Annotated in this window: 14 protein-coding genes; 6 read left to right on the top strand and 8 right to left on the bottom strand. The window is 77.3% G+C overall.

The window, feature by feature from the left end; translation table 11 throughout:
* Window positions 1–40 precede the first annotated feature (40 nt).
* The 4 genes from ACI794_RS15670 to mraZ form a co-directional block, all read right to left on the bottom strand.
* Entirely contained in the window at window positions 41–1,888 is a 1,848-nt protein-coding gene (locus tag ACI794_RS15670) for a peptidoglycan D,D-transpeptidase FtsI family protein (RefSeq protein WP_456601864.1), read from the bottom strand.
* Window positions 1,889–1,891: 3 nt separating this feature from the next.
* On the bottom strand, window positions 1,892–2,491 hold the full coding sequence (locus ACI794_RS15665; RefSeq protein WP_456616813.1) for a hypothetical protein: 600 nt from the start codon (window positions 2,489–2,491) through the stop codon (window positions 1,892–1,894).
* On the bottom strand, window positions 2,488–3,483 hold the full coding sequence (gene rsmH, locus ACI794_RS15660) for a 16S rRNA (cytosine(1402)-N(4))-methyltransferase RsmH (protein WP_456616812.1): 996 nt from the start codon (window positions 3,481–3,483) through the stop codon (window positions 2,488–2,490). The genes ACI794_RS15665 and rsmH overlap by 4 nt, the downstream gene beginning before the upstream one ends.
* A 430-nt stretch (window positions 3,484–3,913) precedes the next feature.
* A complete protein-coding gene (gene mraZ, locus ACI794_RS15655; RefSeq protein ID WP_456580894.1) occupies window positions 3,914–4,348 on the bottom strand; it encodes a division/cell wall cluster transcriptional repressor MraZ in 435 nt (144 codons plus the stop codon).
* 223 nt (window positions 4,349–4,571) lie between these two features.
* On the opposite strand from mraZ, the gene ACI794_RS15650 reads away from it, so the two are divergent.
* From ACI794_RS15650 to ACI794_RS15640, 3 genes are read left to right on the top strand one after another with little or no spacing between them, the layout of a single operon-like run.
* Window positions 4,572–5,555 (top strand): AAA family ATPase, encoded by a 984-nt coding sequence (locus ACI794_RS15650; protein ID WP_456616811.1) that lies wholly within the window; start codon window positions 4,572–4,574, stop codon window positions 5,553–5,555.
* A gap of 2 nt (window positions 5,556–5,557) precedes the next feature.
* Window positions 5,558–6,904, top strand: a complete 1,347-nt coding sequence (locus tag ACI794_RS15645; RefSeq protein WP_456616810.1) for a DUF58 domain-containing protein — start codon at window positions 5,558–5,560, stop codon at window positions 6,902–6,904.
* The gene (locus ACI794_RS15640; protein WP_456616809.1) at window positions 6,901–9,234 is read left to right on the top strand and encodes a transglutaminase family protein; all 2,334 of its coding nucleotides are present in this window, start codon (window positions 6,901–6,903) and stop codon (window positions 9,232–9,234) included. Before ACI794_RS15645 ends, ACI794_RS15640 begins: the two co-directional genes overlap by 4 nt.
* A gap of 90 nt (window positions 9,235–9,324) precedes the next feature.
* On the opposite strand, the gene ACI794_RS15635 is transcribed toward ACI794_RS15640, so the two are convergent.
* From ACI794_RS15635 to ACI794_RS15625, 3 genes are all read right to left on the bottom strand, one after another.
* Window positions 9,325–9,723: a DUF3040 domain-containing protein gene (locus ACI794_RS15635; RefSeq protein WP_456580898.1), complete on the bottom strand. Its 399-nt coding sequence runs from the start codon at window positions 9,721–9,723 to the stop codon at window positions 9,325–9,327.
* A 164-nt stretch (window positions 9,724–9,887) separates the two neighbouring features.
* Window positions 9,888–11,066 (bottom strand): DNA polymerase IV, encoded by a 1,179-nt coding sequence (gene dinB / locus ACI794_RS15630; protein ID WP_456601858.1) that lies wholly within the window; start codon window positions 11,064–11,066, stop codon window positions 9,888–9,890.
* A 113-nt stretch (window positions 11,067–11,179) separates the two neighbouring features.
* Entirely contained in the window at window positions 11,180–11,842 is a 663-nt protein-coding gene (locus ACI794_RS15625; protein WP_456601857.1) for a permease, read from the bottom strand.
* A 281-nt stretch (window positions 11,843–12,123) separates the two neighbouring features.
* Between ACI794_RS15625 and ACI794_RS15620 the strand changes: the two genes are divergently transcribed.
* The 3 genes from ACI794_RS15620 to ACI794_RS15610 all read left to right on the top strand — a co-directional run bounded on the left by ACI794_RS15620 (window position 12,124) and on the right by ACI794_RS15610 (window position 14,631).
* A complete protein-coding gene (locus tag ACI794_RS15620) occupies window positions 12,124–12,378 on the top strand; it encodes a hypothetical protein (RefSeq protein WP_456616808.1) in 255 nt (84 codons plus the stop codon).
* A 68-nt stretch (window positions 12,379–12,446) separates the two neighbouring features.
* Window positions 12,447–13,655 (top strand): cupin domain-containing protein, encoded by a 1,209-nt coding sequence (locus ACI794_RS15615; protein WP_456601855.1) that lies wholly within the window; start codon window positions 12,447–12,449, stop codon window positions 13,653–13,655.
* Window positions 13,656–13,668: 13 nt separating this feature from the next.
* Complete coding sequence (locus ACI794_RS15610; protein WP_456601854.1) at window positions 13,669–14,631, top strand: sucrase ferredoxin; 963 nt, start codon at window positions 13,669–13,671, stop codon at window positions 14,629–14,631.
* Between the two features lie 9 nt (window positions 14,632–14,640).
* On the opposite strand, the gene ACI794_RS15605 is transcribed toward ACI794_RS15610, so the two are convergent.
* A partial coding sequence (locus tag ACI794_RS15605) for an alkaline phosphatase family protein (protein WP_456616807.1) occupies window positions 14,641–15,679 on the bottom strand: 1,039 nt, incomplete at its 5' end.

The raw sequence follows: 15,679 nt of genomic DNA, 5'->3' as shown, positions 1-15,679 counted from the left end.
CCGCCGCACACGCGAGCGGCGGGGCAGGAGGGGTTCTCGCTCAGGGGGCGCCGGTGAGGACGAACTCGGGGCGCGCGGTACCGGAGGGCACGACGCCGTCGGCCATGAGCGCCGCCCGCATGACGTCGGCGAACACCGGCGCGGCGACCTGCCCGCCCTCGGCGGAGCTGGTGGGCCGCTCCAGGTCGACGGCGACGACGTACTGCGGGTCGTCCGCCGGGGCGAACCCGACGAAGGTGGTCACGTAGCCGCCGCCGGCGTAGCAGTTGCACTCCGGGTTGGCGCGCTGCGCGGTGCCGGTCTTGCCGGCGACGCGGAAGCCCTCGATCTGGGCCAGCGGGGCGGTGCCGCCCTTGCCGACCACGGCCTCGAGCATGTAGGCCATCTGCTCGGCGGTGGACTCGCTGACCACCCGGGTGCGGGCGGGCTCGGGGGTCTCCTCGGGGCGGCCGTCCGCGCCGGTCACCGACGACACGATGCGGGGCTCCACCCGCACTCCCCCGTTGGCGATCGCCTGGTAGACCGACGCCATCTGCAGGGTGGTGACCGAGACGCCCTGCCCGATGGCGACGTTGGCCGCGCGCACCTCGCTCCACTCCGCCGAGTCCTGGAGGATGCCGCGGCTCTCGCCCGGCAGCTCGATGCCGGTCTTCTCCCCGATGCCGAAGGCCCGCAGGTACTCCTCGAGCTTCTCGTCGCCGACCTCCCGGGCCAGCATGATCGTCCCCACGTTGCTGGACTTGGCGAGGATGCCGGTGACCGTCCAGTCGACCGGGTCGTGGTCGTGCGCGTCGGTGACGACCCGGTCGCCGGCCTGGATGTGCCCGTCGACCGTCATCACCCGGTCCGGGGTGGCGTACCCCTCCTCGACCGCGGCGGCCAGGGTCACCGCCTTCATGACCGAGCCCGGCTCGAAGACGTCGGACACCACGGGGTTACCCAGCCGCTCGGGGTCGGTCGTGGAGTAGCTGCCGGGGTCGTAGCCCGGGCACGACCCCATGGCGGCGACGCGCCCGGTGGCCACCTCGAGGACCACCGCCGAGGCCCGGGTGGTGGCGCCGTCGGCGCACGCCTCCGCCAGCCGCTCCTCGGTGACGAACTGCAGGTCCTCGTCGAGGGTGAGGGTGACGTCGCGGCCGGCGACGGCCTCGGTGACCTCGTCGATGCCCGAGGGGATCGGGTGGCCGCCGCTGCCCACCTCGACGGTCCGCTGGCCCGCCGTGCCCGACAGCTCCTCCTCGAAGGTCTGCTCGATGCCGGCCAGCCCGGTGCCCTCCCTGCCCACGAAGCCGACGACCTGGCCGCCCACCGCGCCGACCGGGTAGAGCCGCACCGGGTCGTCCCGGAGGTAGACCCCCGCGAGCTCGAGCCCGTCGACCGCGTCGGCCGTCTCCGGCACCACCTGGGTGGCCAGCACCTCGTAGCGGCTGTCCTGGGAGAGCTTCCGGGTGAGCTCGGGCACGGGGACGTCGAGGAGGGTGGTGAGGGCGAGGGCCGTGCGGGCCGGGTCGCGGACCATCGTCGGGTCGGCGACCACCCGCGACGCGTCGACCGTGTAGGCCAGCGGGTTGCCGTCGCGGTCGAGGATCTGCCCGCGGATCGCCGCCAGCGGGATGGTGCGCAGCCGGTCCTGCTCCGCCGCGCTGGCGTACGCGGCGCCGTCGATGCCCTGCAGCACCACGAGCCGCCCGACGACGAGCACGAGAAGGCTGACGAGGACGATCAACCCCCACCGGTTGCGGCGGCCGCGCTGCTCGACCGACAGCCCGGCCCCGCTGCTGCGGCGGGTCCCGGGGGCACGGCGGGAGACGAACGGCCCGCTGTCCCCCCGTCCGGTCGCCGTCGGGCGCGGGGTGCGGGCGCCGGGACCGCGGACGCTGCTCGGCACGGGTCAGTTCCCGCCCGCGGGGGCGGGCTCGGCGGCGGGGCCCGGCTCGGGCGCGGCTGCGGGCGCGGGCTCCGGTGCGGGTGCGGGCTCCGGCGCGGGTGCGGGCTCGGGGGTGCCGCGCATCGTCGTCGACCCGTCGCCGCCGAGCACCAGGTAGCCGGCGACGCCGGCCGGGACGAGCCCCGCGGCCTCGGCGGCCCGCGCGACGTCGGCCGGGGTGTCACCGGCGACGACGAGCTGCTCGAGGCGCTGCACCTCCTGGGCCCGCGCGGCGTTGTCGGCGCGCAGCTGGGACGCCTTGAGGGAGTCCACCGCGATGGCGGTGTTCAGCACCAGGAGCCCGAGCGTGGTCAGCGCCAGGAGCGCCACGACCAGGACGACGAACGGCGCCTTGCGGGAGCGCTCGGCCCCACGGGTCTGCCGGCGCGGCCGCGCGGCGGCACCGGTGGGGACCAGGCGCAGCTCGGGCCGCGGCGTCGCCCGGCCGGTGCCGCGCGCGCCGGACGGGGAGGTGCGGGGCGCCGGGCCGGTGGCCCGGGTGGTCGCGTGGCGGGAGGGCGTGGCGCGCGAGGGGGCCGGGCGCACGGCCGCGGCGCGCGTCACGCCGCCCGCCGGATGCGCTCGGCGGCCCGGACACGGGCCGACGCCGCGCGGGGGTTGCCGGCCGTCTCCGCGGCGCCGGGGGCCTCGCCGCCGCGGGTGAGCAGCCGCAGCACCGGACCGTGCTCGGGCAGGGGCACCGGCAGGTCCGGCGGGGTGCGGTCCGCCGCTCCCGCGGCCAGGGTCTGCTTCACGATCCGGTCCTCCAAGGAGTGGAAGGTGATGACGGCGACGCGCCCGCCGACGGCGAGGGCCTCGATCGCCGCGGGGAGGGCGCGCTCCAGCGCCCCGAGCTCGTCGTTGACCTCGATGCGCAGCGCCTGGAAGGTCCGCTTCGCGGGGTGGCCACCGGTCCTCCGGGTGGCGGCGGGGATGGACTCGCGGACGAGCTCGGCCAGCCGCGCCGTGCCGGAGAACGGCTCGCGGGCCCGCTCCCGGTCGATGGCGGCGGCGATGCGGGAGGCGAACCGCTCCTCGCCGTAGACGCGCAGCACCCGCGCCAGCTCGCGGGGCGGGTAGGTGTTGACGACGTCGGCGGCGGTCCGGGGCGCGCCCGGGTCCATCCGCATGTCCAGCGGGGCGTCGACCGAGTAGCTGAACCCCCGGTCGGGGCGGTCGAGCTGCAGCGAGGAGACGCCCAGGTCGAACAGCACGCCCTGGACCTCGTCGATGCCCAGCCGGTCGAGCACCTCGGGGAGCTCGTCGAACACCGCGGGTACCACCGTCACCCGCCCGGCGTGACCGGCGGCCTCGATCCGGCGGGTCGCCTCGGCGCGCGCGTCCGGGTCGCGGTCCAGCCCCACGACGCGCAGGCCGGGGTGCGCCTCCAGCATGGCCAGGGTGTGGCCGGCGAGGCCCAGCGTGGCGTCGACCATGACCGCGCCCTCTGCGGCGCAGGCCGGCCCGAGCAGCTCGACGACCCGGTCCAGCAGCACCGGGACGTGCACCGGGGGCTGCGACGGCCCGGGGGCCGCGGCAGGTCCGGTGCTGCTCATCGTCTGCTGCCTCTCGACTGGTCCTGGCGGCTCTCGCGATGGTGCCGTGCCGTGCCGGGCCGCGGGGGGACGCGGCACCGGGGGCGTGCGGGCTCGGGCGGGTGGGGCGCAGGGGGTGGGTGGGTCGCGGTGCCCGGGGTGGGGCGCGGTGGGGCCGGTGGAGCGGGGTGGGGCGGCGGGACGTGGGATCCCGGGGGTGTCCGGCCCCGCGGCTCCGCCTGGCGTCGGGGAAGAGCGTCAGGTGGGTTCCCGCGGGGCCGGTGGGTCACCCCCGCCGGCGGGAGGCCCCTCCGCTGATCCGTGCGGTCCTCCGTCGTCGGGACCGAGCCGCGGGGAAGGCGGCTGGGGCCCGGGCCGGTCGAGCCGCGGGGAAGGCGGCTCGTTCGGCGTGGCGCGGAGGCCGGTGGGGGCGGGTGGGGCGTTCCCGGGATCACGACAGCGTCGGCATCCCCTCGCTCTCCATGTCGGCGAAGGCGGCTTCCTGCTCGGCCACGTAGGCGTCCCAGGTCGCGGAGTCCCAGATCTCGAAACGGGTGTCGACGCCCACCACGACCACGTCGCGGTCCAGGTGGGCGTACTCCCGCAGGCTCGCGGGGATGGTGATGCGGCCGGTCTTGTCCGGCTCCAGCTCGACCATCGAGCCGAAGCTCATGCGCGCCCGCATGCGGGCGGCGGCCGTGTCGGAGGGCGCCATGGCGGCCATCGCGGCGCTCTGCTCGGCGACCCGGGCCATGGTCAGCCCGTAGATGCAGCGGTCCTGGCCCTTCTTGATCACCATGCCGTCGGCCACCTGGTCGCGGAAGCGGACGGGGAGCGCGAGCCGGCCCTTCTCGTCGAGCCGCAACTGGTAGCTGCCGACGAACACCGGATCACCTCCCGCATCGGTCCTCCCATGGCTCTGCAGGTCCCTTGGCGAAACCCTGCCTCCCCACCGGCCGACACAGTAACCCACCAGCCCCCACTGGACACCACCTGAGGCCGTGTCGTGACCCGCCGGCCCCACCGGCGGCCCGACCTCCCGTCTTTGGTGCGCGGGCAGCGTGATCAGCGACCGGGACGGGGCGTCGCCCGGCACGTACGGTGGAGCGGTGACGGAGGCGACACGGTCCGCCGACGGGACGGCCGACGCGTCGGTCGACGTCGCAGCGGAGTGCGCACGCATCGCGGCCGCGATCGGCCGGGTCGTGCAGGGCAAGGACCACGTCGTCCGGCTGGCGCTGGTGGTGCTGCTGGCCGAGGGGCACCTGCTGATCGAGGACGTGCCCGGGGTCGGCAAGACGACGCTGGCCAAGGCGCTGGCCGGCTCGATCGACGCGAGCGTGCGGCGCATCCAGTTCACGCCCGACCTGCTCCCCAGCGACGTGACGGGCGTGGCGGTCTACGACCAGGAGACCCGGGCCTTCGAGTTCAAGCCCGGCGCGATCTTCGCCAACGTCGTCGTCGCCGACGAGATCAACCGGGCCTCCCCCAAGACCCAGTCGGCGTTGCTGGAGTGCATGGAGGAGCGGCAGGTCACCGTCGACGGCGTCAGCTACGAGCTGGCGCGGCCCTTCCTGGTCATGGCCACGCAGAACCCGCTGGAGATGGAGGGCACCTACCCGCTGCCCGAGGCCCAGCGCGACCGCTTCACCGCCCGGGTCTCGATGGGGTACCCCGACCCGGCCGCGGAGCTCGCGATGCTGGACGACCGCTCCACCGCCGACCCGCTGAACGCCCTGCGCCCGGTGGCCGACGCCGCCCTCGTCCGGTCCCTCGTCACCGCCGTGGGCCGGGTCCACGTCGCCGAGGCCGTCCGCCGCTACGTCGTGGCGCTGGTCGAGGCCACCCGCCGCTCACCGGAGCTGCGGCTGGGCGCCTCGCCCCGCGCCGGCCTGCAGCTGCTGCGTGCCGCCCGCGCCTCCGCTGCCCTCGATGGCCGCGAGCACGTGCTGCCCGACGACGTGCAGGCGCTCGCTGTGCCCGTGCTCGCCCACCGGCTGCTGCTCGGGGGCGAGGCGGTGGTCGCCCGGCGCAGCGCCGAGCAGGTGGTGGCCTCCCTGGTGGCCTCCGTACCGGTCCCCCGCGGGCGCTGAGCGTGCCCGGCGGTCCCTTCCGGGCGCTGGGCGCCCTCACGTCCCGCGGCCGATCGCTCCTCGCCGGCGGCGTCGGCCTGGGCCTGGTGGGTGCCCTCCTCGGCGAGCGGGCGCTCGTCCAGCTGGCCGCCTTCGTCCTGGCCCTCCCCCTGCTCGCCGCCGTCACCGTGGCGCGGGGGCGGTTCCGGGTGACCACCCGGCGCAGCGTCACGCCGCAGCGGGTGCCGCGCGGCGCGCGGGCCCACGCCGAGCTGCGGCTGGAGAACGTCGACGCCCGCCGCGGCGGGCTGTGGCTGCTGTCCGAGCAGCTGCCCCCGACGCTGGGCCGCCCGCACCGGTTCACCGTGTCGGGCCTGGCCCCCGGCGCCGCGACCACCGTGCGGTACGGGCTCGTCGGCCGGCACCGCGGCCGCTACCAGCTCGGGCCGCTGCGGCTGCGGGTCCTCGATCCCTTCGGCCTGGTCGAGCGCACCGCGGTGGGTTCGGACACCGCCCCGCTGGTCGTGGTGCCCCGGGTGCGCCCCCTGGGACGCGGTGGCCCCGGCGGCGGCAGCGGCGGGGGCGACGGCGCCCACCGCGCGTTCGCCGTCCACGGGGAGGACGACGTCAGCGTGCGCGAGTACCGGCGCGGCGACGACATGCGCAAGGTGCACTGGCGGGCCAGCGCGCGCACCGGCGAGCTGATGGTCCGGCTGGAGGAGCACCCCTGGCGCGCGCAGGGCACGCTGCTGCTGGACACCCGGGCCCGCGCGCACCTGGTGGCGCCCAGCTGGGACGCCACCCGCCGGATCGCCGGGCCCCCGGGTGACGACTCGCCGCCCGCCGACAGCTTCGAGTGGCTGGTCGAGGCCGCGGCCAGCATCGGGGTGGCCCTCGCCCAGCGGGGGGCGCGGCTGCGGGTGCTGACCGGCGCCGGGGAGCTGGCGCCCGAGCCCGGCGGCGCCGTCCTCGGCGCCGAGGACCTCCTGGACCGGCTGGCCGTGCTGGGGCCCTCGCGCGCGAGCAGCCTGGCCGACCCCGTCTCGGCGGCGTGCCGCGCCGCCGGCGACGGGCCCCTGGTCTGCCTGCTCGGTGCGGTCGGGCCCGACGACGTCGCCGACCTCTCCCGGCTGCGCCAGGGGCCGGTGCCCGGGCTCGCCGTGCTGCTCGACGTCGCGACGTGGGGCGACCCCGGCCGCGGCCGGCGGGGCACGACCGGTACCGCGCCGGCCACCCTCTCGGCGCAGCGCGAGCAGGCGGCCACCGTCCTCGCCGCGGCGGGCTGGCGGGTCGCCACCGCGTCGGCCGGTCAGGACGTCGGCGAGGTGTGGGCCGCGCTCACCGGGACGCCGGCGGGGGCGCCGGCATGAACGGCGCCGACGTCCGGACCCCGGTCGCCGCCGCGGCGGCCACCCTCCTCGGCGCCCTGGCGCTCTCCCCCGTGTTCACCAGCCGAGCGTGGGTGCCCCCGGTGGTGACCGTCGTCGTCGCCGTCCTCGCCGGTGGCCTGGCCCTGCGCGCCGCGGTGGCCCGGCTCACCGGCGACCGGCCGCTCGGGCTGCTGGGCGCGCTGGCGGTGCCGGTCGGTCAGCTGGCCCTCGTCGCCTGCGTGCTGGCGGCGGTCTTCGTGCCCGACACCGCGCTGGCCGGCCTGGTCCCCACGCCGGCGACGCTGACCCGGCTCGGGGAGGTCTTCACCGCCGGCACGGCGGAGATCCGCGAGCAGGCCACCCCCGCCCTCCCGCTGACCGGTCTGCTCGCGCTCACCACCCTCTTCGTGGGGCTCGTCGCCGTCGTCGTCGACCTGCTGGCGGTCACCGGCCGGCAGGCGGCGGTCGCGGGTGCGGCCCTGCTCCCCCTCGTGTGCGTGCCCGTGGCCACGGTGACCGGCGGCATCGGGCTGGTCGCGCTGGTCGGGCCGGCGGCCGGGTTCGCCGTCCTGCTGTGGGCCGACCAGCGCCGGATGCTGCAGGGCTCCGCGGGCGGCGCGGGGACGGCCGTGCGCATCGGCGTGGTCGCGGTGGCGGCCGGGGCCGTCGTCGGCACCGCGGTGCCCACCCTGCCCGAGGGCTCGTTCGCCACCGGGCTCGGCGGTGGGACGGGGTCGGCCACGGGCACCTCGCTCGACCCGGCGGCGGAGCTGCGCGGGCAGCTGACCCTGCCCGAGCCCGTCCCGCTGCTCCGCCTGGGCAGCTCGGTCGAGGACCCCGGCTACCTGCGCGCCGTCGCGCTCGACGAGTACGAGCCGGCGACGGGGTGGTCGCTGAGCAATCTCGACGGCGAGACCTCGGTGGCCGACGACGGCTTCCTGGCGCCGCTGCCCGACGGCCAGCCGACGCGGCAGGTGTCCGCCGAGGTGCAGGTCCTGGAGCACGACGACCGGTTCCTCCCGGTGCCGACCTCCCCGCTGTCGATCCGCGTGGCCGGCGAGGAGGCCGCCTGGCGCTTCGACGACGCGACCGGGACGGTGTTCGGCCGCGGCGTCACCAGCGCCGGGCTGGCCTACCGGGTGACCGCGGTGGAGCCGCGCCCCTCCGAGGAGCTCCTCTCCGGCGCCCTTCCCCTGCCGGCGGACGATCCGGTGCAGGAGCGCTTCGGCGTGCTGCCCGAGCTCGACCCCGCCATCGCCGAGCTCACCGCCGGGCTGACCGCCGGCGCGTCGACGCCCTACGAGCAGGTGCTGCGCATCCAGCGGTACCTCACCGACCGAGCCAACGGCTTCGTCTACAGCCTCTCCACCGCTCCGGGCACGAGCGGCGACGACCTGGTGGACTTCCTGCGGCTCAAGCGCGGCTACTGCGAGCAGTACGCCGGCGCCATGGCCGTGCTGGTCCGGCAGACCGGTCTCCCCGCCCGGGTCGCGCTGGGGTACACGCCGGGCGAGGTCCAGCCCGACGGGACCCGGCTGGTCACCAGCGACGACGCGCACGCCTGGGTGGAGGTGTACTTCCAGGGGGTGGGCTGGGTGCCCTTCGACCCCACGCCGCTGGCCGCCGACCGCCAGGTCGAGCTCCCCTGGTCGCCGCGGACCGCGGCCGAGGAGCGGGTCGACGCCGCACCCGCCGTCCCCGCGGCGCCGACGACGCCGCCGCCGGCGCTCCCCCGGACGGACCGGCTGCCGGAGGCGGTGCCCCAGGCCACCCCGTCGGCGGGGACCGCGACCGACCGGGGCCCGCTGCTGGTCAGCGCCGGGCTGCTGGCGCTCGGCGCGGCCGCGGTGGCCGCGCCGGCCGTGGTGCGCACGCTGCAGCGCCGCCGCCGGCTGGCGGGGGACGCCGCCACCGGCTCCTGGGCGGAGCTGTGCGCCACCGCCACGGACCTCGGCGTGCACCTGCAGCCGTCGTGGACACCGCGCCGGGTGGCCGAGGCCCTCGTGCGGGCGGTCAGCCGTGGGCCGGGTGGCCCGGCGGCGGAGTCGTCGGTGGCGGCGGTGCGCCGGCTGGCGCAGGCGGAGGAGGCGGCCAGCTACGGGCGTCCGGGCAGCGCACCGCCGCCCGCGGAGCTGCGGACGGCGCTGCGGACGGCCCGCCGGGGGCTCCTCGCGTCCCGCCCCCGGACGGTGCGGCTGCGCGCGCTCCTGTGGCCGGCCTCGCTCGTCGCCGGCACGCGGGCGCGGGTCGCGCGGTGGACCCGGGACGGGTTCGACCGTGCCGGGCGGAGAGCGGCCGGCGGGTCGGTGCGCGAGGGCTCCTGGTCCTAGCGGCGCCGGGACCCAGGGCCTCTGCCGTGGCCGCCCGGGACGCGCCCGGCCGCCGTCCGGGCGGGACGGCGGCCGGGCGGGTGCGTGGGGCTACTGGTCGTAGCGGCGGCGGAAACGTTCCTCGAGCCGGTTCTTCATCGGCTGCTTGCCCTTCCGGCCGCCGCGGCCGGCCGCGGTCGAGCCGCGCGACCCGGCGGGACCGGTGGCCTCGACGGCACCGGTGGCCGCGCGGTAGTGCAGCACCCCGAGGGCGGCGCCACCGAAGGCCACCAGGAACCCGAGGACCCCCAGCGGAACGGATTCGGCGACGGCGCCGGCCACCAGGACGGCGAGGCCGACCAGGACCAGCAACCCGCCGAGTTGCAGTCTGCGGCGAGCCTTCTGACGGCGATCGCCGGTGCGGACCGAGGATGCGAACTTCGGATCGTCATCGACGAGGGCGCGCTCGATCTGCTCCAGCAGACGCTGCTCGTGCTCGGAGAGCGGCACGTCGACCTCCAAATGGGCGGAGCCAGTTCCGTCGGAGGCTCCCGCCGACGGTGTCTTCGAGGATACGAGCCGATTGCACGCGGCGAAAGGCGACGCCACGGCGAGCCGCCGAGCGCGTCGGCCGATCACTCCTCCGGGTGGGTCCCCCGGCGCGTCCGGGCAGGTCAGCGGCCCGGCCGCCCGACCCTGCCCGAGGAACCCAGGAGCGTGGCCGGGCGCACCGCGCCGGCACCGAAACGCCGGGCGGCGCGGTCGGCGGCCAGCTCCGCCTCCCGGCGACCGTGCTCGCGGGCCCCCAGTTCGAGCTGCCGGGGGGCCGAACCGGCCTCGACGAGGCGTTCGGCCCGGACGCCGACCAGCCGGATGCGGGTCCGGTCCAGCCCCAGGGCGTCGTAGAGCACGCGGGCCGTGTCGTAGAGCTCCTGCCCCACGTCGGTGGGCGCTCCGAGGGTGCGGCTGCGGGTGATCGTGGTGAAGTCGGCGAAGCGGACCTTGATGCTCACCGTGCGGGCCAGGCAGCCGATCGAGCGCAGCCGGCCGGCCGTCCGCTCCGCCAGGCGCAGCAGCTCCCGGTGGACCACGCGCGGGTCGTCGACGTCGGTGGCGAAGGTCTCCTCCGCGCCGGTGGAGCGCTCGGGCTCGTCGGGGACGACCCGCCGGGGGTCGCGGCCCCAGGAGAGCTCGTGCAGGTGGGTGCCCGCCGCCACCCCCAGCGCCCGCTGGAGCGTCTTCGCCGGCACGTGGGCCAGGTCGCCCACGGTGCGCAGCCCCAGCCGCAGGAGGGTCTCCTCCGTCTTCGGCCCCACCCCCCACAGCGCACCGACCGGCAGCGGGTGGAGGAAGCCCATGACCTCCGGCGGCCGGACGACGAGCAGCCCGTCGGGTTTGGCGTGCGTGGAGGCCAGCTTCGCCACGAACTTGGTGCCGGCCACGCCGACCGAGCAGGTGATGCCCTGCTCGTCGAAGACCCGGGCCCGGAGGTACTCGCCGATCTCCGCGGCGTCGCCCAGCCGGCGGCCGGCGCCGGAGACGTCGAGGAACGCCTCGTCCATGCTCAGCGGCTCGACCAGCGGGGTGACCGACCGGAACAGCGCCATGACCGCCCGGGACACCTCGGCGTAGAGCGCCATGTCCCCCGGCAGGACCGTCGCCGTCGGGCACAGCCGCAGTGCTCGCGCGGTGGGCATGGCCGCGTGCACGCCGTACCTGCGGGCCTCGTAGGTGGCCGAGGTGACTACGCCGCGGTTGCCGGCGCCACCGACGATGACGGGGGTGCCGGCGAGCTCCGGCCGGCGGCGCACCTCGACGCTGGCGAAGAAGGCGTCCATGTCGACGTGCAGCACGGTGCAGCCCGCCGCACGACCGCCACCCCGCCCCACGCCGTCCCCTTCCGCACGTCGACCCCGGATCGAACATGCGTTCGATCCGGGGTCGACGATAGCGGTGCGGGTGGGCGTCAGCCGGCCGCGACCCGCTGGCGCTCGGCGTCCTTGCGGCTCGGCCACATCTTGGCGCCCAGCACGCCGCCCAGCGCGGAGGCCGCGATCCCGAGCCCCAGGCCCAGCACCGCCCAGCTGGCGGCCGACGTGGCCACGTCCGTCGCCTGGCCGGCCGCGACGTCGGGCAGGTTCGCCTGCTGGATGTTGGTCACGTCGGTCACGACGCCGGCCAGCGAGCCCAGCAGGGCGCCGCCACCGAAGAGGGTCAGGAAGACGATGGCGACCACCGTCAGCGCCCAGACCAGGATGCCGTGCAGCAGCCCGTCGCTGAGGCCGCGCCAGATCGCGCTGGCGCCGGCGGTGAGCCCGCCGAGGAACAGGGCGATCAGCCCGTTGACCCCGCTGATCCAGTCGGCGTTGTTACCGGTCGCCCCGGGGCCGATGTCCCACCAGCCCAGGGCCAGCGTGGCCAGTTGCAGCAGCAGGAACGTCGGGACGGCGACGATCAGACCGGCCCACACCGGGCCCCACCGGACCCGGTCGCGTCGGGGCGGCGCGGAGACGGCGGGACCCGTCACCGGCGCCGTCGCGGTCGCCCCCTCGGCCGGCCGGTCGACCGTCTCCTGGCGGATGACGTTGTCCTCGAACGTGGTGTCGGTTCGCGTACGACTCTCGGTCACGAGCTCACTCCTCCGGTCGTCGTGCAGTTCACGGTGCAGGCGCGGTGTGCTCCACGCCGACCTCCTGGGGATGCCCGCCGGCGGCCCGGGCGCCCACCTCCACCCCGAAGCCGTGACCGGATCGTCACATTCGGGTCGAGGGCCGGCGTCCGGGCGCCCGACCCCCGTGGTCCCGGGCAGAACCGCTGGTCGGAGCGCAGGTGTCAGGGCAGCACGCGGGAGGTACTGCACCGACCGGGGCCGCCGCACGGCGGTCCGGACGCACGAGAGCGGAGGAGCCCATGGCGCTCGACGACGAGATGACCAGCACGGACGGCGGGGCCGACGGTGGCGCCGACGGCGGTGCGCACGGCCCGGCCGACAGCGGCGCGGGCACGGCCGACCACGGCGCCTCCGGCGCCCCGGGCGGCCACGACGGCGGGGCCGACGGCGGTGCGGACAGCGGTGCCGACGGTGGCGCGGACGGCGGTGCCGACGGTGGCGCGGACGGCGGCGCGGACGGCGGTGCCGACGGCGGCGCGGACGGTTCGGCCTGACCGAGAACCCGACCGCGCAGGGCCGGGCGGAGCCGCAGCTCCGCCCGGCCCTGCGGCGGTGCACGGACATGGCACCCGAGCGGTTCGCGCGGGAGCACTGGGCGCGGCACCCGCTCCTGACCCGGGCCGAGGACACCGGCAACTCCTTCACCGACCTGCTCGACCTGCCCGCCGTCGACGAGCTGCTCTCCCGGCGAGGTCTGCGCACGCCCTTCCTCCGGATCGCCAAGGACGGCGCCGTCGTCGACCCCAAGCGGTTCACCACCTCGGGCGGGGCGGGCGCCGAGATCGCCGACCAGGTCTCCTCCGACGCGGTGCTGCGCCTGTTCGCCGACGGGAGCACCGTCGTCCTGCAGGGGCTGCACCGGCTCTGGCCGCCGCTGATCACCTTCGCCGACCAGCTGGCCGCCGACCTCGGCCACCCCACGCAGGTCAACGCCTACATCACCCCGCCGTCCTCGCAGGGTTTCAGCCCGCACTACGACGTCCACGACGTCTTCGTGCTGCAGGTGGCCGGCGAGAAGCACTGGACCATCCACGAGCCCGTGCTGCCCGACCCCCTGCGCACCCAGCCGTGGAGCGACCGCGCGGCCGAGGTGGCCGCCGCCGCGGAACGCGCCCCGGTGATCGACGCGGTGCTGCGCCCCGGAGACGCCCTCTACCTGCCGCGCGGGTTCCTGCACTCGGCCAAGGCCCTGGGCGCGATCAGCGCGCACCTGACCGTCGGCATCCACTCCGTGACCCGCTGGGCGGCCGCCGAGTCCGTGCTGGACCTGGTGCGCGAGCTGGCGGCCGAGGACCGCGCACTGCGCACCTCCCTCCCCCTGGGCGTGGACCTGTCCGACCCCGACACGATCGCCGAGGACGTCACCGCCGTGGTCGACGGGCTCCGGGAGTGGCTCGGCCGGGTGGACCCCGGCGAGGTCGCCGACCGCCTGCGCAGCCGGACCTGGGCCCAGGTGCGGCCCGAGCCGGTCGCGCCGCTGGCGCAGTCCGCGGCCGCCGCGTCCCTGGGCCCCGCGACGGTGCTGCGGCTTCGCCGGCACCTGCGCTGCGTGCTGCGCGACGCCGACGAGGGCCGGGTGGCCCTCGTGGCCGGGCGGCGCACGCACTCCTTCCCGGGCGAGGTGCGCCCGGCGCTGACCGAGCTGCTGGCCGCCGGCGAGCTGAAGGTCGGCGACCTGCCGGGCCTCGACCCGGAGGACCGCCTCACGCTGGCCCGCCGGCTGGTGACCGAGTCGATCGCCACCGTGCCCGACGCCGGGGTGCCCGGGTGACCCGGTGGGGGGCGTGACCACAGCCGGCCCGGCGGGTGACGACGACTTCTGCCGCACGGACGTCCCCGCCCGCCCGCTGGGCCGTCTGGACGCGGGCCGCTGCTCGGTGCAGGCGCTCGCGCGCGGCGACTCCGGGGTCGCGACGGCCGCCCCGGTGTCCCGCTGGCTGCTGATCGAGCAGCCGGGCCCGTGGGGGCGCCAGGCGCTGCTGCAGTCGCGGTTCGACGCGCGGGTGGCCCGGCTGCTCAGCGAGCGCGCGCAGCGCGAGGGCGTCCGGGTCCTGCTGGTCCGCCGACCCGGGGACCGGCTGGCCGACTCCGGGCGGCGCTGGGCCTACGCCGACGGCCGGATCGGCCAGGAGGGGCTGTGGTGGTCGGTGCGCTCGGCGGACTCCGACCTGCTCACCGCACCGTGGGACGGATCGGTCGGCGAGCCGGCGCCCGGGCCGACGTACCTGGTGTGCACGCACGGCGGCCACGACGCCTGCTGCGCGCTGCGCGGCCGGCCGCTGGCCCGGGCGCTGCCCTCCCCCGGCCCGATCGACGTGTGGGAGTGCAGCCACCTCGGGGGCGACCGCTTCGCGGCGAACATGCTGGTGCTCCCCCACGGCTTCTACTACGGCCAGGTGCCCGGCGACGGCGGCCTCGTCGTCGCCGCTCACGGCCGGCACGAGGTCGCGCTGCCGTGGCTGCGCGGCCGGGCAGGGCTGGCCGCGCCGGCGCAGGCCGCCCAGCACTACGCGCGGGAGGAGCTCGGCGCGCTCGGCGTCGACGACCTGCACCCGGTCCGCGTCGTCCCCCGGGATGCGGCCGACGCGGGCGCGGAGCGGTGGGAGGTCACGCTGGGCCGCGCGGCGGGCACCGTCGTCGTCACCGTGGAGAGCCGGCCGTCAGCGGAGGCGGTCCACCTGACCTGCCAGGCCACCTCGGCCGGCCGGGTGCGCAGCTGGCACCACCTGGCGCTGTCGCCGGGCTGATCGGGCCGGTCAGGACAGGGCGCGCCCCCGGGCGACGAGCAGCGGGATCGCCAGCTCCGTCGCGGTGAGCGACCCGTGGTAGGCGGCCAGCCGGCTCGGCCCCGGCTCCAGGCGGGGGGTGACCAGCGCCCAGCTGCCGCGGGCCAGGGCCACGACATCGCCGATGCGGGCGGAGAGCGGCTCCTCCACCGGCCCGAAGACGCCGCTGGCGATCGCCTCCTCCCGCCCGACGACCCACGCCCGGTCGCCGAGGACGCCCCGCCACCGGGCCAGCACGTCGGCCTCCGCCCCGGGCTCGGTGTGCACGTAGCGGGCGCGCGGCTCCCCGGCGAGCAACCGCACCCCGTCGGCGAGGTCCGGCTCGTCGTCCAGGTCCAGGCGGGTGGCGGCGGGCACGTCGAGCATCCCGTGGTCGGCCGTGACCAGCAGCGCCGCGTCGTCGGGCAGGCCGTCCAGCACCTGCTCGACGACCCGGTCGACCAGGGCGAGCTGCGCGCGCCAGCTCGGTGAGTCGACGCCCCGGACGTGCCCGGTGAGGTCCAGCTCGGCCATGTAGCCGTACGCCAGCGCCCGGGGTCCCGCGTCCAGCGCCGAGCGCATGAGCGCGGTGAGGTCGCCGGGGCCGACGGCGCCGGTGTAGCGGGCGCCCCGGTAGGCGGCCACGGTGAGCCCCGAGCCCGCGTAGGCCCACGGGCCGACGGCGGTGACCGCGACCCCGTCGGCGGCGACCCGCTCGAAGACGGTGGGTTGGGCCTGCCAGTCGGCCGGGTCCGGGTCGTCGCTCCACTGCGTGTGGTTGAGGGTGCGCCCCTGCCCTGGCACCTCGGTGACGAAGCCCAGGATGCCGTGGCTGCCCGGCGGCAGGCCGGTGCCGATGGTGGCGAGGCTGACCGGGGTGGTGCTGGGGCAGGGCGCCTGGAGGGTGCCGGCCGGGCTGGCCAGCGCCGCCAGGGTGGGGGCGATGTCGGCGTGGGCCCGGACCAGGTCGGCGCCGAGACCGTCCACCAGCAGGACCGCTGCACGGCGCGCGCCGTGCAGGGCCCCGGCC

Source organism: Blastococcus sp. SYSU DS0541 (genome assembly GCF_054050875.1).
Note: the sequence above shows the minus strand (reverse complement) of the source record. Positions and strands in the feature narration are given on the sequence as shown.

What these genes read in the sequence shown, in the direction of transcription:
- rsmH (WP_456616812.1), bottom strand. Translation starts at nt 3,483, where the DNA reads ATGAGCAGCACCGGACCTGCCGCGGCCCCCGGGCCGTCGCAGCCCCCG.
- ACI794_RS15640 (WP_456616809.1), top strand. Translation starts at nt 6,901, where the DNA reads ATGAACGGCGCCGACGTCCGGACCCCGGTCGCCGCCGCGGCGGCCACC.
- ACI794_RS15620 (WP_456616808.1), top strand. Translation starts at nt 12,124, where the DNA reads ATGGCGCTCGACGACGAGATGACCAGCACGGACGGCGGGGCCGACGGT.
- ACI794_RS15615 (WP_456601855.1), top strand. Translation starts at nt 12,447, where the DNA reads ATGGCACCCGAGCGGTTCGCGCGGGAGCACTGGGCGCGGCACCCGCTC.